At 52.5% G+C, this 19,066-nt stretch carries 14 protein-coding genes; 10 read left to right on the forward strand and 4 right to left on the reverse strand.

Annotated features, from left to right (window positions below; translation table 11 throughout):
* Positions 1-127 precede the first annotated feature (127 nt).
* The 3 genes from VE954_RS38295 (at position 128) to VE954_RS38305 (ending at position 3,522) form a co-directional block, all read left to right on the forward strand.
* Positions 128-2,188: a protein-disulfide reductase DsbD family protein gene (locus VE954_RS38295; RefSeq protein ID WP_324963120.1), complete on the forward strand. Its 2,061-nt coding sequence runs from the start codon at positions 128-130 to the stop codon at positions 2,186-2,188.
* Between the two features lie 3 nt (positions 2,189-2,191).
* Entirely contained in the window at positions 2,192-2,800 is a 609-nt protein-coding gene (locus VE954_RS38300) for a redoxin domain-containing protein (protein WP_324963122.1), read from the forward strand.
* Between the two features lie 137 nt (positions 2,801-2,937).
* On the forward strand, positions 2,938-3,522 hold the full coding sequence (locus tag VE954_RS38305; RefSeq protein WP_324963124.1) for a hypothetical protein: 585 nt from the start codon (positions 2,938-2,940) through the stop codon (positions 3,520-3,522).
* A 52-nt stretch (positions 3,523-3,574) separates the two neighbouring features.
* On the opposite strand, the gene VE954_RS38310 is transcribed toward VE954_RS38305, so the two are convergent.
* The gene (locus tag VE954_RS38310; protein WP_324963126.1) at positions 3,575-4,276 is read right to left on the reverse strand and encodes a hypothetical protein; all 702 of its coding nucleotides are present in this window, start codon (positions 4,274-4,276) and stop codon (positions 3,575-3,577) included.
* Between the two features lie 188 nt (positions 4,277-4,464).
* Positions 4,465-5,523 carry a chemotaxis-specific protein-glutamate methyltransferase CheB gene (cheB, locus tag VE954_RS38315; protein ID WP_324963128.1) on the reverse strand — a complete coding sequence of 353 codons (1,059 nt, stop codon included), beginning with the start codon at positions 5,521-5,523 and terminating at the stop codon, positions 4,465-4,467.
* Positions 5,524-6,286: 763 nt separating this feature from the next.
* Here cheB and VE954_RS38320 point away from each other — a divergent pair.
* On the forward strand, positions 6,287-6,601 hold the full coding sequence (locus VE954_RS38320; RefSeq protein ID WP_324963130.1) for a hypothetical protein: 315 nt from the start codon (positions 6,287-6,289) through the stop codon (positions 6,599-6,601).
* Positions 6,602-6,815: 214 nt separating this feature from the next.
* Here the strand turns inward: VE954_RS38320 and VE954_RS38325 are convergent, their stop codons facing one another.
* Entirely contained in the window at positions 6,816-9,488 is a 2,673-nt protein-coding gene (locus tag VE954_RS38325; RefSeq protein WP_324963132.1) for a 7TM diverse intracellular signaling domain-containing protein, read from the reverse strand.
* Between the two features lie 159 nt (positions 9,489-9,647).
* On the opposite strand from VE954_RS38325, the gene VE954_RS38330 reads away from it, so the two are divergent.
* The 6 genes from VE954_RS38330 to VE954_RS38355 all read left to right on the forward strand — a co-directional run bounded on the left by VE954_RS38330 (position 9,648) and on the right by VE954_RS38355 (position 17,089).
* A complete protein-coding gene (locus tag VE954_RS38330) occupies positions 9,648-10,727 on the forward strand; it encodes a DUF72 domain-containing protein (RefSeq protein ID WP_324963134.1) in 1,080 nt (359 codons plus the stop codon).
* A 9-nt stretch (positions 10,728-10,736) separates the two neighbouring features.
* Complete coding sequence (gene ligD, locus VE954_RS38335) at positions 10,737-13,004, forward strand: non-homologous end-joining DNA ligase (protein WP_324963136.1); 2,268 nt, start codon at positions 10,737-10,739, stop codon at positions 13,002-13,004.
* A gap of 29 nt (positions 13,005-13,033) precedes the next feature.
* Entirely contained in the window at positions 13,034-13,678 is a 645-nt protein-coding gene (locus tag VE954_RS38340) for a hypothetical protein (RefSeq protein WP_324963138.1), read from the forward strand.
* A gap of 128 nt (positions 13,679-13,806) precedes the next feature.
* A complete protein-coding gene (locus VE954_RS38345) occupies positions 13,807-14,358 on the forward strand; it encodes a hypothetical protein (RefSeq protein WP_324963140.1) in 552 nt (183 codons plus the stop codon).
* A gap of 68 nt (positions 14,359-14,426) precedes the next feature.
* Positions 14,427-15,923 carry an SDR family NAD(P)-dependent oxidoreductase gene (locus VE954_RS38350; protein ID WP_324963142.1) on the forward strand — a complete coding sequence of 499 codons (1,497 nt, stop codon included), beginning with the start codon at positions 14,427-14,429 and terminating at the stop codon, positions 15,921-15,923.
* Entirely contained in the window at positions 15,920-17,089 is a 1,170-nt protein-coding gene (locus tag VE954_RS38355) for a zinc-dependent alcohol dehydrogenase (protein ID WP_324963144.1), read from the forward strand. Before VE954_RS38350 ends, VE954_RS38355 begins: the two co-directional genes overlap by 4 nt.
* Positions 17,090-17,161: 72 nt before the next feature.
* On the opposite strand, the gene VE954_RS38360 is transcribed toward VE954_RS38355, so the two are convergent.
* Positions 17,162-19,030 carry a hypothetical protein gene (locus VE954_RS38360; protein WP_324963146.1) on the reverse strand — a complete coding sequence of 623 codons (1,869 nt, stop codon included), beginning with the start codon at positions 19,028-19,030 and terminating at the stop codon, positions 17,162-17,164.
* Positions 19,031-19,066: the final 36 nt, after the last annotated feature.

Consider the following 19,066-nt stretch of genomic DNA (forward strand, 5'->3'; position numbering starts at 1 on the left):
CTCCTGAGTTTGAATTTAAGATCACTGGCAGGAAAATCAAGGGCCAAGCTTCACCTTTTTTATAAGTCATTGACGGCCTTGTCATTCCAGGCAAAATCGGTTGTTATGAAGGATTCAAGGAGGGCTTGTGAAACCAGTTTTGTGGATCAGCTTTATTCTTATCGTCTTCTCATGGAAGGCGCAGGGTTTCACAGGAGCGACGGCAACCTATCGCGGCGCTCATGTTCAGGTTCAGGTCCTATCCAGCGAACTAAGCTTGAGGCCTGGGCAGACCCAAACCTTTGCTATCCGCTTTGTGCTAGATCCGCACTGGCATGTGTACTGGCAGAACGCCGGTGACTCGGGGCAGGCTCCGGAAATGCAATGGAGCAAGCCATCAGGCTTGAAGGCAAGCGAATTCAGCTGGCCCATGCCCCAGCGTATCCAGGTCGGCCCTTTTTATAATTTTGGTTACGAAGGTGAAGTTCTTCTGCCATTTTCAGTGACCGTTCCGAATTCAGTGACGGGAACAAGTCTGGATCTCGAAGTCCTCGTGAAGTGGCTGGTTTGTGAAGAAGAATGCATCCCGGGGCAAAATCTTTTTTCGTGGTCGATGCCGATCCAACAGGGAAAAAAACCCGAACCTGGGCCGTGGCAGGCTGTGATTCAAAAGTCTCTTGAACAGGCCCCGCAAGGTCATGTGCGGGCTGAATTGGCCACTCCGTCGACTCCCGATACATTAAGCTTTAAATTGGATCCAGCGAACCTCCCTGCGGAACTTCGCCTGGTGGAGTTTTTTCCGCTGCAAGGCACGGGAATGCAAAACGTTCCCCCTTTGCTTACGGATCTGACCCTGAGTGTACCTAAAAGCTCCGTACCATCCAGCCAACCGCTAAGCGGCCTTGTGATCTTTGAAGATAAGGCTGGTCAGAGGTTGAGTTATGTAATGTCTCTGGCCGAGCCGACGGCATCCCCGGAAAACCTTTGGACTTTGCTTTGTCTCGCTTTTCTGGGCGGCCTTATTCTGAATATCATGCCCTGTGTTTTGCCTGTTCTTGCCATCAAAATTTTAAGCCTGGTGCGGGAGACTGGCGAGAATCAACGTAAGGTGCGGCTGGGCAGTCTCGCGTATGGACTGGGTGTTGTGCTTTCATTCCTGGGATTGGCTGGGCTGCTTTTGGTCATCAAAGCCGGTGGCGAGGCAGTAGGCTGGGGCTTTCAATTGCAGTCGCCTGCATTTATCGCGGCACTGGCTCTGCTCTTTTTTCTGATGGCACTTAACTTTCTGGATCTTATCCAACCCTGGAATGCCTTCACTCGACTTGGGAATGTGGGAACTTCAAGGACAGGTTCTGGAGGACAATTTTTATCCGGGGTGCTTGCCGTCATCGTCGCCAGCCCGTGCACAGGTCCATTCATGGGCATCGCAGTAGGGTCGGCGTTGACCCGATCTCCGCTCGAATCCTGCCTGATTTTCCTCTTTATCGGTCTTGGTTTTTTAAGCCCGTTTATAGCTTTGGCGTGGATTCCTGGGAGTCGACGCTTATTGCCAAAGCCTGGAATGTGGATGGAGACGTTCCGGCAGCTTATGGCGTTTCCCCTGCTGCTCACTATCCTTTGGCTGCTCTGGGTTTTGGAAAAGCAAAGCGGTATGGACGGTGTACTCTGGGTGCTGACTGCTTTTGTGGGCCTGGGTTTCTGCGCATGGCTATGGCTCCAGGTCAAAAGCAAGGCACCGCGTGCCTGGATGGTGATGACCTTTATCATTCTGTTGCTGTGCGGCGTGGCTATCCAACAGCAGAAGCACGCGGTCGCAACCTCGTCGGGGCAGGTAGGCAAGGTCGTGGCCGATGTTTGGCAGCCCTTTTCTGCAGACAGTCTGGTTTCAGCCAGGCAGAAGGGCCCGGTCTTCATTGACTTCACGGCTGCATGGTGTGTAACCTGCCAAGTGAACAAAACTTTGGTTCTCAATCGCGATGATGTACAAAAAGCTTTTAAGGATCAAGGCATCCAATTGATGCGAGCTGACTGGACGGACTATAATCCAGAGATCACGCGCATGCTCGCCAGTCTAGGCAGACAGGGTGTTCCCGTTTATGTCTTATACCGCGATGCGACCAGTGAACCCGTCCTATTACCGGAAGTTTTAACGCCCGACCTTCTGTTCAAGGAGATTGGGCGAGTGTCTTCAAACGCTATCAAGGAGTGACAGATGATGAAGAAATTTCTGCTAAGTGCTTCGCTGATTTTAATGAGTGCTACGGGTTGGGCTTCGCCTGTGTTGAAGCAGCCTGCACCAGATTTTTCGGCCAAAGGCAGTGATGGGGAGCTTCATAAACTGAGTGATTACAAAAATAAGTTTGTGGTGCTGGAATGGTGGAATAAAGACTGTCCGTATGTGAAAAAACATTACGGGTCGGGCAACATGCAAGCGCTGCAAAATAAGTTCACCAAAGCCGGTGTAGTATGGCTAACGGTGTTGTCGTCAGCGGAAGGCAAACAAGGTTTCATGCCTGCGGCGGACATCACTAAGCACATGGTCGCCGTGGAAGGCAAGCCGACGACCGTTCTGTTGGATTCGAAAGGTGAGATCGGGCGTGCGTATGGAGCCAAAACCACGCCGCATATGTTTATTATTGATCCCACGGGCAAGCTCATTTACATGGGCGCGATCGATAACAAAAAGAGTGCGGATCAGGCCGATATCAAAACATCGACCAACTATGTGCAGGAAGTTTTGACGCTGGCGATGGCCAACAAACCCATGCCGGATGGCATGGAGCTCAGCACTGAGCCTTACGGCTGTCACGTAAAGTATTAATTTAGCCTTAGAGCCCCTGCAGAGGGGCTAAATCATAACCAAAAACCGCAATTTTATCAAAACCCTACCAAATTCTCTGAAGTCCACCCCCAAAATTTCCGATAGAGTCTCGACCACCTGGACACGGAGACTATGCTATGGGGCTCTTTAACAAGAAAAATGGCTATGAAGCCGCGGCCATGGAACTCGAAGAAGCGCAGCAACGCCGTCGGGAGCGTTCCCATACGAACGCCGCAGCCCCCGCGCCGTCCGCGAGTGCGCCCAAGCCACCGTCGGCCGCATCTCCTGCGCCTGCGAAGAAGGAAGTGAGCGTACCCCAAGTGGAAGCCCCCAAACTCAACTATGGCATCGAAGATGTCATTCAGCTTATGCGCGACCTTCCGGATAACAAAAAAGAAATGGTTATCCTGATCGTCCAGAAAACGCTGGTTTCCGCCAAAATCGATATCAAAACGATCCTGGAAAAAGCCGCGCGCAAGATTGAAGGCCTGCAGAGTAAAAATGATAAACTACGGTCAGAGATTCGTGAGCTGGAAGAAATGATCATCCAGAAGAAATCGGATGTCGACCGCTTGCGGCGTGATATGGAAGAAACTCAGTCGGTTCGACAAAGTTTTGAAGCCGTCTATCTTCGCGGTTCACGTGCCCTGGAAGGCTCGGTCCGAGAAGAGGACACAGTCTTGAATCGACCCGGCCACAATTTGGAACAGCATTCTAGCTAAGTGATGACTGTTAGTAAGCCGAATTGTTAAACCTTTGATTGTGTCACGAACCCTAGGGGTTCAAAAGACAATCAAAAGCTTTTTTGAACTCGGCTTTGCCATTGCCTTTAAGATTGTGTCCGTGTGCAACGATGATATTTTCAAATGGCCAGAGCAGAGCTTCCCGCAGCGACTTTGCGAGCGCACTTTTATCTTGAAAAAATAAGTAATTGGAAAGGCGCGTAGGAGCCAAGCCTCGGTCAGCCTTATTGAGGCTCATAAGAACCGAAGCCACGCCGCGGAAATCGCTTTTGACAAAATTGAATGCCAAGTCGGTCAGAATCAATGATTTGCTAAGTTTATGGAAGAAGATCACTTCTTTGGATTTGGTGCCCGCCATGGCGAGAGGCGCCAGTTCTTTCTGCCAGGCGCCACCATCCTTGGTGATGACGCCATCCACTTTTAGATTTTTCAATTCTTTGGCCGTCAGATGATCCGGTACCAGGAGGCGGGCTGCGGGATACTTCTGTTTATAGAAGTTCGCATCAGCCGTGTGGAAGGTATTGGGTACGAGGATGGTGGATACCCGCCCAAGTTGATTCAGCGCCAGCAGATCCTTGTCTTCCATGCGTATGGCGCTGTGAATGATTAGCTCTTGTCCTACTTTCACAACCGTCATACGCCGACCGAGCGGCGACTTGCCAAAGCTGCCATCGACTGTGTAGATATCATTCGAAAACATCGAAAGAGGCTGATAAGCGTAAATAGTTTCCATCCATCATCCCAGCATTTCACGAAAATCTATGCAGACACCTTGCCTGGACACCGCGTGCCAAGCTTAAGCATTTCCTCTTATGATTTCAATAGGTTTTCGGGTGTGATCGTGAACGTATCTTAAAGTGGCTTTGCATGAATGTCAGCCACCGCAATTCATCCAGCGCTCAGGTCGCATGAAGTGAGAGGTTAAGCGGGACGCCCCAGCATTTTCAAGACTTGCTTGGCAATCGCCTGCAAAGGCAGCTCGGTCTGCACCCCTCCCATCCGCCGCGCGGCACCCGGCATGCCGTAGACCACGGAGCTTTGCTCATCCTGGCCAATCGTATGGGCACCAGCGTCAAGCATACTCTTCAATCCTTGAGCCCCATCTTCGCCCATACCGGTCAAGAGTATGCCGATCGCATGTGCGCCTACATGTTTGGACACAGAATGAAAGAGCACATCCACGGACGGATTAAAAACATGGCTTTCCGAGGGTTTGTAAACTCGCAACTGCAGCTCCTGACCCAGGGCTTTCACCTCGGTCTGTAAACCGCAGGGAGCGATATAGATATGCCCCCATCGCAGGATCTCGCCGTCCTCGGCTTCCTTGGTGGTCAAGGGCGTGTCCTGCTGTAAACAATCTGCGAAAAAACGGCTAAAGCCAGCGGGGAAATGCTGGCTGATAATGATGGGTGGCATCAACTGTGGCAGATGCTTGAGAAGCGTCTTGATCGCCTGGGGACCGCCGAGCGATGCACCGATAGCAATCAACCGATATTTGTTTCCGAAAGAGTTGCAGTTTTGCGCTGTGGCCATTGCCCTTTTTTCCGCATTGAACAAGGCCGGGTCCGTCTCTTCTGTAGGCGAAGCTCTTTTGATCTTGCGGACCAGTTCATTCATCATATCTTGAAAACCTGTCCTGCTCAAATGTCCAGGCTTGGAGACGATCTCGAACGCTCCAGCTGACAGCGCATCCTTGGCCTGTGAAGTGCCGCGAGCGGCATGGGCACTGACGATGATTACGGGGATAGGCCACTGCGGTATAAGTTGCCGTAAGAATTCAGTACCGTGCATCCGCGGCATTTCCATGTCGAGCGTCATCACATCAGGCTGTAAACGCATCAAAAGATCTCTGGCTTCATAGGGATCACTTGCGGAACCGACCACTTCGATGGAATCAACCTGCTTCAGTGCCTGAGTCATTAGCTCGCGCACAAAGCTCGAATCATCCACGACGAGGACACGAGTCGATTTTTTTTTCATGATGCATTCCTCTAACGATAAGGAGTTAACGTCGTCGACTGAACGCATTCCTGAGCAGGGTTATGGTTGCAATGTGTCCTGTACTATTCCATTACCACGGGTCAGGTTTGAACTGTGGCGTTGATTCAGCTGCCACCCTACTATGGAAATTTCGGTATGCCACTGGAGGCCTTAAGGGCAGGAAACCAAGGATTTTTAATGATGAGGCAAGTGTTTGAACTTGTCCGGATATCCCCTGCGAGAGAGAGATAAGTTGCCTGTAAACCTAAAATTAATTGCTGGCCCGTTGTTTGGGTTCGTAGTCGTTTGGATTTTATTCCGGTGAAATTAGCGCCTTAACAGGATACGGCCTTTGTCCCTTTCTAAGCGAAATGGACTAAAAGCCTATCCGAAAACTCCGAAACTCGAAGTGCTGTCAACCCTGTCCGAATTGGAAACCGTTTCGCGCCGGCCTCGATGATGATTGGCTCATGCCGCGGCGCGGCCATGGCCCCCGCTGTCCGCTTGTGCTGGTAGCAAGGATCGAATAACTCTGGACCGCCCTCCATTTGCAAACCTAACCTGTTGAAATAAAAAATTTTATTACATTTTGAGAGCAGGAGAGGGGTGACCCTGGACAGGTATTTCGGGCCTTTATGTCCCGCTGTGTCCCTCACCCGTCCTTGGCTTTCCAGCCAGCACCCTCTAAAACTCAACATAGGGAGCCTAGGCACGCTTGAGCCCTGATTCCTGGCTATTGCACATGAATAAGGAGGAACACTTGATGTTCAGGAAAAGTCTGCTTTCGTTCAGTTTCATTTCCGCCTGCTTCGCACAGCAGGCATGGGGCGAAGGCTTCGTCAAGGAAGTCGGCCCCATCTGGCTCGAGGCACCGGAGCCATCCGGCTGTAAACGGCCCATCGTGTGCTCGGGTGATTTGGAAAACTACATCTGCCAGGATACCAAAGGACGCAGGGCATCGGGCGTCAACTGTGAGCCTGAGGAGCAACTGAAGGCGATCGCCTGCAGCAACGGCGAGAACTTTCATCAGAGAGACCTCTCCTGCGTTCATGAACCTTTCGATTTAGAACTGCCTTAAATCTGACTGACCTATCCTCCAGCTGCCTCACGAAATCGTCACTCATCCCACCCAACCCAATTCTGCCTTGCGTGGCCGAATCTTCGGCCTTGTCCTCAGCAAGAAACCATCCCTTGGTGTTTCAGCATCCGGAATGGTAACGTGAGCCGCCGTTCCCGATCCTTTGCGCTCGCAGTGCTAACTTCCGGACGTGTGCCGAAAGCACCGCTTGGACTCAAGCCGACTTACGATGTTCCATGACCGGTGCGCTGACTTCCGGTATTTCAATCCTGAAGCACGTACCCTGACCAAGCTTGGTATCAATCGCTATCTTGCCACCCAATTCCAGAACCGCAGATTCAATGGCGGACATCCCCACACCACGGCCCGACAACGAGGTGACTTCATCACGGGTCGAGAAGCCCGAACGGAAAATCAAAGCGAGAGAATCCTGATCGTTCAGCTGCGCTGCTTCCTCGGGTTTGATCAAACCCTTATTTAATGCCACTTTACGGATGATTTCAGCGTTAATCCCACGACCATCATCACCAGCTTCGATATGAAACGCCCGCTCATCACGCCGAACCCGAATAAAGATCGTACCTTCTTCACCCTTATCACCACGCTCGTCCGGAAATTCCAGACCATGGTCAATACTATTCCTGACCAGGTGAATCAAACTATGAATCACCGACTGTAAGCGATCGGCATCAACAGCTATGTTGCCGCCATCGATAGTCAGATTCACTTTTTTACCTATACTTTCTGCAATACGGCGAGCTTTCTTGCCAATCGGACCGATCAACTCGTCAAAGGAAATCTGCTTGATTTCATCCATCCAGGTCGCGAAGGTATCCAAAAGCTCACGCGTCGCACCCTTGTTTTTCAAGCGTTCACTCAGGCGCAAGAGATGGGCATCATGCAAGCGGTAGGATTTCTCATTCAGCGAAGCCGGATCGATTTTCAGGATATCCTTATAGGATTCCAGGAACTGATGGATGGTCTGGACCAGCTCATCGATTTCGTTGGCATTGACGGCACCTTTATCTTCCAGCTCGTGAATCGAATGCGCAATCTCTTCCAAACCAAAGCTCGCAAAGTTCCCTTTGATGGTGTGCAGCACCATCTTCACGGCTTTCTGGCCGTCTTCCTTCAAAAGACCTTTGGCGCGTTCCAGATCCATAAACGATTCGCCCAAGAGGGATTTGAAGTTGACCTGTGCCTGCAGAATCTTGACCAGAGTCTGGCTGAGCTTGGCTTCCTTTTCCATCTGCGCCACGTGAGTGGCATCCGTAAGGGTAATCAGGATGGACTGGATTTTTTGCTGTTCATCTCGGATGACCGCGCTTTGGATCATGACCTGACGATTCTTGACCGGCAGGCGGCTTTTGATCATCGAAAGGGTGACAGACTCAGGCATAATATCATCAAAAACCTGCATCAGGGCAACTTCCAGGTCCCCACGCTGGCGGTCGGAAATGCTAAAGAGATGACCGAAGCTATCACCAGGCACCAGGGCGTGCTCCAGAATCTCTTCACAGGACTTGGTAAATCCGGGCCGTACTTTAAAGTCGCTATCAATCAGCAAAAAGCCGGACTTGACGTTATCCAGGATCATGCGAATCGTAGCCGTGCGGTCCTGCACTTTCTTCTCGAGATCAGCGTTCAGGCCGCGAATCTCGCCTTCGGCGACTTCAAGCATGTCGAAGGCTTTGGAGAAACGCTTGGAAAGAATGATGGATTGAATCAGAATAAAGCAGAACAAGGTCATGTGCGAAACAGAGATCGTATCGATGACGCTGTTGGTTTTAAGAATATCATTGATCGCGCCCATGATGATAATGACAAAGCCTGAGACAAACAGCTTGGCCCCATCAGCCTTATTCCATGCGGCTCGAACCAGACAGCCGATATAAAGAAAACTGGTGCTGAGCATAAAGAGTTGGAAGTAGATCAGACTAAAGTCAATCGCCCGCAATGGTCCCAGGAGGCAGATCGTAGCAAAAATGGTTGTGCCGGTTGCCACAGTGCGGAAAAGCCAGAGAGGCAGATACTGAGGATAAAGACGACGCGTATAATAGCCCATCATACCCACAGATACGGCAAAGGATAAAAACTCATATTTATAGATGAGGTAGGTGCTGGGGTCCTTAAAGAGATGAAAGATCAAAAGTCCTTCAGACCGGGTCAGCGTAATGCCACTCATGGCCAGGCAAAACCCACCAAACAGCACCGGCTCAATACCCTTACCGCGTACGATGTAGAGCGCGAAATGATAGAAGGCCATGATGAGAATGGCGCTGAGTGTGAAGGTATCGCGCAGCATCGCATACCAGCGGCTGGCGTCAATATTAACGCGAGGCCCGACCAGGAAAGGTGTAAAGGGACCAATTTTCCCAAAACCATAACTCGAGGATTGGACGACCAGTTCCACATCGTTGACGCCGCTTGGTATGTTGATCGTCTGGATGCGCATCTTTATGGTTTCAGAATCCAAATCCGTACCGACTTTACCGTTTTTAGCCACTTCCTGCCCGTTCAACCATATGCGGGACGCACCTCGGATTTCCGGAACAAAGAGAGCAAATGGAGCCTCATGGTTGGGAAGCGTCAGACGCAGACGCCAGGTTCCATGCCGGAACTCGTTGGATTGACCCTGATGCAGGCCCTTGTCGGCGCTGATCGCGACATTATAGGGGCGCAGCTCGGAAGGGGTCCGGGCCTCGGCGTTGAAGTCCTGGGGCATGAGTAATTGGCCCCAGTAAACTTCCCAGTTCGCCGCGATGCGATGGACTTTACTATCATCAAAAGTTTCCTGGCGCAGATCCAGCGATGCTGCACTCTGGGCCCAAACCGGGGATCCCAGTCCCGCCATCAGAAACAAAATAACCTGAAGAACCGCGCGCATAGATTTCCTCCCAATCTGCTGAAACTGGTATCGGAGCGTCCGGGGTCTGTATGATCCAAAACCTCGATATTTTCGCAATGGTAAGGCTTGGCTGGGGTTGTTTCCCAGCCTCATGCTTTAGCCCCAAGCCCCGATAAAGGAAGGGGAGGGCAGCAGGCTATGGGTGCGATTTTTATAGGCATGGCAGGGTGGGCTTACGATGGCTGGCGCGGAAGTTTTTATCCCGAGGGATTGAAACAGAAGGATGAGCTTGCGCATGCGAGTCGTCGCGTGCATAGCATCGAGATCAACGGAACGTTCTATTCCTTATTTCGGCCTAATTCCTATCTGAGTTGGTACGAGCAGACGCCACCCGATTTCAATTTCTCGATCAAAGGTCCTAAGTACATCACCCATGAGCGGCGTTTGAAAGATTTTCAAACACCCCTCAGTAATTTCCTGGCATCGGGAATCCTGGCTCTTCGTGAAAAACTGGGCTGCATCCTCTGGCAGTTTCCACCCAACATGCCCTTTACCGTCGAACGCTTTGAACCTTTTCTTGCTGCCTTACCTCATGATATGCAGACTGCGGCGAATTTGGGCACGGGGCATTCACCCTGGATGGAAGGTCGGACCTATCTGGAAGTGCAGGGGAACCATCGCATCCGCCACGCTGTGGAAGGCCGGCATCCCAGTTTCCGTGATCCGGCTTTTGTGGAACTGGCTCGGAAATATGGTGTGGCGATAGTGGTTGGTGATACGGCCGGCCGCTGGCCCTTGATTGAAGACGTGACGACGGATTTTCTTTACCTGCGTTTGCATGCGGATGAAGTCAAATACCCTGACGGTTATACCAAGGAGAGTTTAGAGTCCTGGGGGCATCGTATTCAAACCTGGTCGCAGGGCATGCAGCCTGAAGACGCCGCCGTGGTGGTGCCTGGCGTGCCCCCCGTGATGCCGCGCTCCATCTTTGCTTATTTCGATAATGCTGTGAAAGAGACCGCGCCCCTGAATGCTCTCAGCATGATCACGTGGCTGACGCAAGGCGGAGTGGTGATGGAACGCCAACCGATCGAAGCCGAACTCGGAGCCAGGGAAAAATTTATCGCTCAGGTGAAAACGGCGAAGAAGACCAAAAAGAAGGCGGATCCAAAACCAAAAACGGTAAAAAAAGCCAAAGTCGCGAAGAAGGCCAAGGCCGTTAAAAAAGCCAAACCCGCGAAGAAGGCCAAAGCCAAGACTCGCAAGAAAAGCGCTTGAAAGTCAAACATGGGTCTTCAGCAGTACCGCAATAAACGAAATTTCAAAAGCACGCCCGAGCCGGATGGCTCGAAGCCTAAAAAAAAGGCGCGTCCGGGCCTGCGTTTTGTGGTGCAGCTGCATGAAGCCACGCGACGTCACTACGATTTGCGTCTGGAACTCGATGGGACCATGAAAAGCTGGGCGGTTCCCAAAGGGCCAAGCCTGGATCCCATGGAACGGCGTCTGGCGGTTCAGGTGGAAGATCACCCGATGGAATATAACGAATTCGAAGGTGTGATACCCCCTGGCAACTATGGAGCCGGCGTGGTCATGATCTGGGACGAAGGCACCTATCGCGCTCGCGCCGTGGATTTTCCGGCGAAAGATGAAGAGGACGCCCTGCGTCGAGGTTTTGAGAAGGGTCATATCACGTTTATTATGGAAGGCAGCAAACTCCAGGGTGAGTTTGCTCTGATCCGTTTGGCTCGGAGTGATGGCCCTAATTGGCTATTGGTTAAAAAGCATGATAATCACGCCAGCCGTGAAGACATCACGCATGCCGATCGCTCGGTACGCAGCGGTCGCACGCTGGGTGAAATCGCCTCGAATGCTCCCAAGGAAGGTCGGATCTGGTCATCGCGTAAGGACAAGCCCGCGCCTCAGAAAAAAGTGGTCAAAAAGAAAAAAACTTCGAATTCGACATCCCCTCGGGCTGTGTTATCAGCCGTCTATAAAAAGAAGGCCACCTCGGATCCGGATGTGCGCCCTCTGAAGCCTGTTCTTTGGAAGCCCGCCGCATCTTTACTTGAGGTGAAAGACTCCTGTCTCCATCCACTGTTTGATGGTTATCGTGCCCTGCTCCGCATCGATGCTGAAGGGAAGGTAAGTCTGACCGCCAAAACTGGCCTGTCCCTGAACAAGCGCTTTCCAAGGCTCCTGACCGCATTGCAGGGCCTCCAAGGCCCCTTGATTGTGGACGGCGTTATTGCGCCACTGGATAGCAATGGCCAGCTCCGCCGTCGCGGTCGTGCGGCCGCACAAACGGATCTGCAGCATACATTTTTGATTTATGACCTTTTGCATGCGGATGGATATGATCTGTCGGCTCTGCCGCTGAAGGATCGCCTGGCCGCAGCCAAGGCCCTTGAAATGGATTTTGAACATCTGCGCATGGTGGGTGAACAGGACGATCAAGGGATAGCCATTGGTATTTTGCAACGTTCAAACAAGGACCCCTATCAGGGCAGAGCTTTACCCAGAACGTCCCGCGGTCAACATCATCGCGAGCCGTCTGAACCCGGGGAGTCTTCGGCGGAACCGAGTCGCGTACCCGGTTCGCGTCATGAAGTTTTGAATCGGACCGCCCAACCTGGGGCCCGTCAGCAGGTGGCGCTCACCAACCTGACGAAAATATACTGGCCCAAGGAAAAAATCACCAAAGGCCAGCTGCTCGAATTCTATCAACACGTGGCACCCTTTATGCTGCCTCATCTGCGGGATCGGCCCCAATCCCTGAATCGTCATCCGAATGGGATTACCGGCACCAACTTTTTTCAAAAAGAAGTTTCCGGTGCGGTTCCAGGGTGGATGGAAACCGCGACCATCGGTTCGGGGCGTTCGGGTAAAACGGTCACCCATGCGCTTTGCCAAACGGAATCGGATCTGCTTTTCCTGGCTAATATGGGTTGCATTGAAATCAATACCTGGCTCTCCCGCGTTGGTGCCATTAACTCGCCTGATTTCATTGTGTTTGACCTGGACCCTGGAAAAATAGAGTTTGATGCTGTCATTGAAGTGGCTCGCGCCGTCAAGAAAATTCTGGATAAGCTCAAGGCGCCGGCCTATTGCAAGACGTCTGGCTCGCGCGGCCTGCATATCTATGTGCCGATCAAGGATGCGACGAGCTTTGATGAAGCCCGCATCTTCGCTCAGCAGCTTTCTCAGGAAGTGCACCGGCTGTTACCGGATACGACCAGCCTGGAACGTTCCCCGGATCGCCGGACCCACAAAATTTATCTGGACTACCTCCAGAATCGCATTGGTCAGACCATGGCGGCCGTTTATTCCGTACGCCCAAAACCCAACGCCACCGTGTCCACGCCGCTGCGTTGGTCCGAGGTCAAGCCAGGGCTCGACCCCGGAATCTTTACCATCGCGACATTGCCAAAGCGCCTCGCAAGGTTAGGGGACCTCTGGGCAGACATGGCCGCCGCTGCGGTCTCGTTACCTGAGAAACAGAAAGAGCTGGATGCCCTGACCCAAGGTCGGAAAAAAATGCCTAAACCCGCCCGATGATCGGTCGATAAGCGCTTTGGAGGTGTTTCATGGCTCCGAGCAAGCGTAAGACTGTAGCATCCGCACCGGCCAAAGCCGCGCCCAAGGCCAGTGCTTCGAAGGATCCTTTTAAGACGAAAAAATCCCGAGCCCCGGCCCGGCAGGCGGAGAATGTTCTGACTCCGCCCGAGGACGTAGCCGAAGCGGTGGATGCGTTTCGCGCGGCGCAGGATCAAGCCAAGTTTCATGAAGGTGAAGCCACCGTTCATAAAAACACCATAATCAATTACGCCTCGGAAGAATATGCGCGGCGCCTTTTTACCGGCGAAGGCAGTGGTTTCAAAATACAAGGCGTCGAAACGATGGCCATGTATGTTGTGCAGGATGCCAGCGCGGGCATAAGTGAAGAGGACGTGGAAGAGTTCACCGATCGCTGGGGCAAAAAAGCCGCTGAAGACTTGATCGTTCGCGATTTTGCCAGCATTCGCTTCAATGAGGCTGTGCTCGAAGCGAATTACGACGCTGTCGTCGCAGCTCTGCAAACTCTGCCACCCGAAGTTTTGGAGAATCTTTTTAAGCCGATGGCCATGAAAGCTCGTCCGGGTGCAGCGGACCTGGCGCGTCGTCATGTAAAGAAAGCCGAGGAACTTCGTGAGATCATTAGACATCTGAAATTAAGAAATTACATACGCTAGAGCAGTTGTCAGGCCCGCGCAACCCGTGTAGAGATTATCCCTCTACTTGGTGCAAGTTGTGAAGAAGCGGGACGCGGATGTTGCCTGGTATTTTTGATTCGACGATATTCAGTGGTGGCAGGTGCATTTTGATTGGCCCCAAACATATACGTCCCATACACCCTAAAAGCGAAATCTCACCCACCCGGGATGCGATCAGCAGGATACTGGAACTCGGCTGGTGGGGTCAGGTTAAAATCCATGGCCACCGCGCGCAGATTCATATTCCCAGTGACGACCATGACAACGTCGTGATCTTTAATCGGCAAGGCCAGCCGCATCGCAAGGTTCTGCCGCCTGATGCGCTGCGTGAAGTGAGCCGTATCTTTCGGCCTAAAAGCGGCTGGAACGTCATTGACGCCGAATGGCTCAAAGCGGATGATCGCCTGTTCGTGTTTGATTTTCTGAAGCGCGAGGATCACATCCTTGATGCTGTGACCTATGGCGAACGCTATGCCTTGCTCCCCCGCGTGTACGCTTCACCAAAGATCATAACTCTGCCGCCGCTGAAGACCTTGGATCAATGTCTTGCCGTGCTCGCGGATCCCACGCCGCATGTGGAAGGTCTCATCTTCCGCTCGCCCGCCACACGAGGTTTTATCGATAGCGGTATCGTGCGCTGTCGCAAGCGACCTGAATAACTCCCGACAATTTGGCAAGATTTATGCAACTTTCTGCTGGCGATCCCGTCAGGCAGGAGGGCAATATTTTGGAAAAAAATACGCAGAGACCGTTGGCGTTGATTACCGGTGCATCCAGCGGCATCGGCCTTGAATTGGCTCGGGAGTTTTATCAGCATGGGTTTGATTTGCTTCTGGCCGCTGAAGATCCCGGGATTTTCGAAGCCGAACGTAGCTTCAACTCGGAACTTCGTTTCGTGAAAGGTTTGCAGGTTGATCTTGCCAACTTTGAAGGGGTGGAAACCCTGGTTCAGGCGATGGAAGAGTTGCAACGACCCGTGGACGCCGCTGCGATTAATGCAGGCGTAGGCGTGTCTGGTGATTTCAGCCAAACTGATCTTCGTTCAGAAATTGAACTCATCCATTTGAATGTTGTCTCTGCAGTTCACCTGGCGAAGCGATTGATTCCAGGCATGAAGGCTCGTGGCCAAGGCCGTATCCTTTTCACGTCATCGGTCGCCGCGTCCAGTCCTGGCCCCTATCTGGCCGTCTATGCGGCTTCAAAAGCCTTCCTTCAGTCGTTTGCTGAGGCTATCCGTTTCGAATTGAAAGACACCGGCGTGACTGTAACCTCGCTCCAGCCTGGTGCGACCGAGACGCAATTCTTTGCCCGCGCTGGCATGCAAGACACCAAGGCCGGCTCCGAGCCCAAGGACAACGCTCGTGACGTCGCGCGCGCGGGATTTGAAGCGCTCATGGCTGGCCGCGACGCGGTGATTCCTGGCGCTTTTAAAAATAAAGTCCAAGGCACCCTGGGACGCCTGCTGCCTGAACCCGTAGGGGCTGGTATGCAGGCCCACTACAACAAACCTGGTTCCGCCGCGAACCAGTCCATCCAAGCCAAATTTTTTAACATCACATGGAGTGACCACATGCAGCACAATGTTTCGAATACGGAACGTATGGTTTCGATCGCCCTCGGCTCGACGGCTCTGGCCCGCAGTCTCTTTGGTAAAAAAAGAGGCGTTTTCAGCCGTTTGACTCAAGGCGTCAGTGGCGCTGGATTGCTCTACCGAGGTCTGACTGGTCATTGTCCCCTGTATGAAAAAATGGGCAAGGCGACTCTCCCGACTTCATGCCGTCCGCCACTGGATTTCGAAAAGTCCATTGTGATTCATAAATCCCTGGATGAGGTCCGCTCCATACTGGGTGAAAATGATCCGGTCTGGCAGAATTCAGACAGCACGCTCTTTCCCATCCAGGCCGGTGATCAGCTATGGGATCTGCGCCTGAAGGAATCGCATGACGCCAAGCGAACATTTCTTTATGCGTCCCTCAATAATCAAGAGAGCGCTGGGATCAAAGGTGGACCCGTCCGTATCGCAGCCTTGAAGCAGGCTCTCGACGTGGAACTTCGCCGCCTCAAAGCCTTGCTTGAAACGGGCGAAGTTCCCACCATCGAGGGTCAGCCCCATGGTCGCCGCAGTGCGATCGGTCAGACCGTTGAAAATTTTACCGAAAGTGTGCAGGAAAAAATGCAAAGGGATATTCCTGTCTCCACGCCTTCCATGGAGGCGAGACTATGAAAGCTTTGTGCTGGCAAGGAACCAATAGCGTTGCCGTCGAACGCGTGCCCGATCCCAAGATCTTGAATCCTCGTGATGCGATCGTGCGCGTGACCAGCACTGCGATCTGTGGATCGGATCTGCACCTCTATGGAGGCAAGGTGCCCACGCTGATGAAGGGTGATATCCTGGGCCACGAATTCATGGGGGACGTGGTCGAAGTCGGCCCAGCTGTCAAGAATCTGCAGGTCGGGGATCGGGTCGTGGTGCCGTTCAATATCGCCTGCGGCAACTGTTATTTTTGCGAGCGCAAAATGTTTTCCGCCTGTGACAATTCCAATCCCAATCCGGCGATTTCCGAGCTGGGCATGGGCCAGGCGTGTTCCGGGCTGTTTGGTTATACCCACATGTGTGGAGGCTACGCGGGTGGTCAAGCCGAATATGTGCGCGTGCCCTTTGCGGATGTCGGGCCCTTGGTCGTGTCTGATGATTTGAATGACGAGCAGGTTTTATTCTTGTCGGATATTTTTCCAACTGGTTATATGGCAGCAGAAAACTGTGACATCGAACAAGGCCACGCCGTGGCCATCTGGGGTGCTGGCCCCGTGGGACAGTTTGCTATCCGCAGCGCGTTTATGCTGGGGGCTGAACGCGTGTTTGCGATCGACCGTTTTCCTGAGCGCCTTGCCCTCGCGCGAGAGTCTGGAGCGGAGGTCATTAACTATGAAAGCGAAGACGTCTATGAATACCTGCAGGAAGCTACGGGTGGACAAGGTCCAGATGCTTGTATCGATGCGGTCGGCATGGAGGCCGAAGGCCATACGATCGATGCATTCATGGACCAGGCCAAAGCGATTTTTCGCGTCCAGCCGGATCGTGCGCACGCGCTACGGCAGGCCATTCGCAGCTGCCGCAAGGGTGGTGTGGTTTCAGTCCCAGGTGTCTATGTTGGATTAATCGATAAATTTAATTTCGGTATGGCCTTTAACAAGGGCGTGACGTTCAAGATGGGGCAAACGCATACGCATAAGTATATGCGGCCACTCCTGGAGCGTATCCAATCCGGACAGATTGATCCCTCGTTTGTCATCAGCCACCGTTTGACTTTGGATGAAGCACCCGAGGGTTACAGGATGTTCCGTGATAAGCAGCAGTCCTGTACGAAGATTGTGATGCACCTGCACTGAAGCGTGCGGCAACGGGATGTGTTCCCGTTGCCGTTTTAGCTGAGCCTACGTGACGATTTTAAATAGGAACCGTCAACGATTCGCCGATGCCGCAGTAAGAATTGCCTGACCAACTTTCTTAAGCAGGGCATCATCTTCGGCGACGTATTCAGGTTGAAATTTTTTCCAGTGATCTCTAAAATCTTGCTTCCACTTATCGAGACCGCCCGCTGTCTCTATTCCCAAGGCTGCTTTACTTAGCCATTTCTTGTCCAATCCTGCTGGTCGATTTTGCAGCTCGTCCAGAAACAGCAATAAGACTGCACGTGATCCGTTGGACACTTGAGTACTCCACAACTCAAGTGAACGAGCCTTCAGCTCGTCAGGAATCTTTCCTACGCCGCCATGCAAAACCGATTCTTTCCACTGATCATAGCCAAAATTGCCAAGATTACGTCCATATCCAAGGAAATAAGAGTAATCGAGCACGGTCTGCATACGGTCATTCGTTGCCAGTCGCTGCACACCGGTACTTGTATGAGCCGAGTTTACCCAGGATTCTTCGAGATAAGCGCCCGAAATCATGCGCATGTGAGTCATAAAAGCATTATGATTAAAGAGCAATGCCTCGTTCAACGAACCGACGAGATACTCCGCCACCCTAGTGGAGGATGTTGGACCGATGCGTTGACAGGTGGGATCGAACGTGAAGCCGATCCACATCCAAGGAAGTCGCAGATCATGGGCCTCACGATTGAGACTCTTGGAAGGGTCAATACTGTCGACTACGAACTTGGGGAGGCCAAGGGAGCTCGTACCTTCCGCTAAGTTAGTCCCACCCAGGGCGCCGAACACGGATCGTCCAAGATGATCACCAATCTCCCACATTGGCGAAGGCAGCATAGAACGTCCCCCCCAATTGGCCTTCGGTATGGACTTGTACTTGGCATCGAGGTCAAGATACGAGAATGCGATAGGTCCCTGCATGAACTCGCCTCGACGCCCTAAGGCGTCCAGCTGCATCATGTGTTGAGCGATGAGCGAAGACTTGAATTTATGTTTGAAAGCGCTTGGCGCGGATTTACACAGATCCTGATTGACTCCGTCTGCACTCTTAAACTTCGCAGTACAAGTCGCCGACGGCGTGGCCAATTGCAGCATGCTATCAACTGCCGAATACATCGCCCAAAATGTGTCGTTGTTGGGATTGTCCAAATAAGCGTTTTGCAGAGCTTCCCATGCAGCCTTCGATCCAGGCTTCGGAATAAAGGCCACATCAGACAACCAGTCGTTGAAGGTACCCTCTGAAGACGAATGGAACTGGTCTGAAGACCAAAGCGGGTACTCGATCCCCACTGGCAGGTCTCGCAGTTGAATCTTCTGTGAATTGGCACCCGCGGTGTTCGTACCCCTGGCAATGTCGAGCATTTCATCACGTGCTTTCACGGCCTGAGCAAGGGTGGAAACGCGCTTTCCATAGAGCGTAGGTATGAGTTTCGAGAGATTTTCTGCGAATGCCACGTCGCGCTTGACTGCGGCTATGTTCCACTGCGCTTCTTCCAGGTCGGGCAACAGTTGCTGTCCCCCCGGTTGGAAGGGGCGAAACGTGCGCGCATTTGCGGTCGGCAATTTCAATGCTTGCCGCATCTCAAGTACTGCTGCACGTAGCGCTTCAGCTTCTTCAGCAGTTGCGCCGTCGATCAACGCTCGTCGCACGATGTCTGATTCTGCGCTGCCCGAGCGAGCCAGATCGAAAAAACTCGCCCCGTGGCATCCGGCGCATGAGCCCTTTGCATGCTTGGAGGGAAGGTCGTTTCGCCACAACTGCAACGCTGTCTGGTAGTTGCCGTGAGCCGTATCAGAAGCAGAGTTCGTATCCGCGAGGGTTGCGGTCGCCGGGGATTTGCCGCAGCCAGCAAGCACTGTCAGGGTCGATGCAAGTAAAATGCTGGATAACTTCATAGGATTCTCCGTACCCAGTTACAGATTGTTTGAGAA

Source organism: Oligoflexus sp., assembly GCF_035638955.1.
Lineage (GTDB): Bacteria > Bdellovibrionota_B > Oligoflexia > Oligoflexales > Oligoflexaceae > Oligoflexus.

Excerpts from the sequence above, each read along its gene's own strand:
- VE954_RS38325 (WP_324963132.1), bottom strand. The coding sequence starts at position 9,488 with ATGCGCGCGGTTCTTCAGGTTATTTTGTTTCTGATGGCGGGACTGGGA.
- VE954_RS38320 (WP_324963130.1), top strand. The coding sequence starts at position 6,287 with ATGTTCAGGAAAAGTCTGCTTTCGTTCAGTTTCATTTCCGCCTGCTTC.
- cheB (WP_324963128.1), bottom strand. The coding sequence starts at position 5,523 with ATGAAAAAAAAATCGACTCGTGTCCTCGTCGTGGATGATTCGAGCTTT.
- VE954_RS38330 (WP_324963134.1), top strand. The coding sequence starts at position 9,648 with ATGGGTGCGATTTTTATAGGCATGGCAGGGTGGGCTTACGATGGCTGG.
- VE954_RS38300 (WP_324963122.1), top strand. The coding sequence starts at position 2,192 with ATGATGAAGAAATTTCTGCTAAGTGCTTCGCTGATTTTAATGAGTGCT.
- ligD (WP_324963136.1), top strand. The coding sequence starts at position 10,737 with ATGGGTCTTCAGCAGTACCGCAATAAACGAAATTTCAAAAGCACGCCC.
- VE954_RS38340 (WP_324963138.1), top strand. The coding sequence starts at position 13,034 with ATGGCTCCGAGCAAGCGTAAGACTGTAGCATCCGCACCGGCCAAAGCC.
- VE954_RS38310 (WP_324963126.1), bottom strand. The coding sequence starts at position 4,276 with ATGGAAACTATTTACGCTTATCAGCCTCTTTCGATGTTTTCGAATGAT.
- VE954_RS38360 (WP_324963146.1), bottom strand. The coding sequence starts at position 19,030 with ATGAAGTTATCCAGCATTTTACTTGCATCGACCCTGACAGTGCTTGCT.
- VE954_RS38305 (WP_324963124.1), top strand. The coding sequence starts at position 2,938 with ATGGGGCTCTTTAACAAGAAAAATGGCTATGAAGCCGCGGCCATGGAA.
- VE954_RS38355 (WP_324963144.1), top strand. The coding sequence starts at position 15,920 with ATGAAAGCTTTGTGCTGGCAAGGAACCAATAGCGTTGCCGTCGAACGC.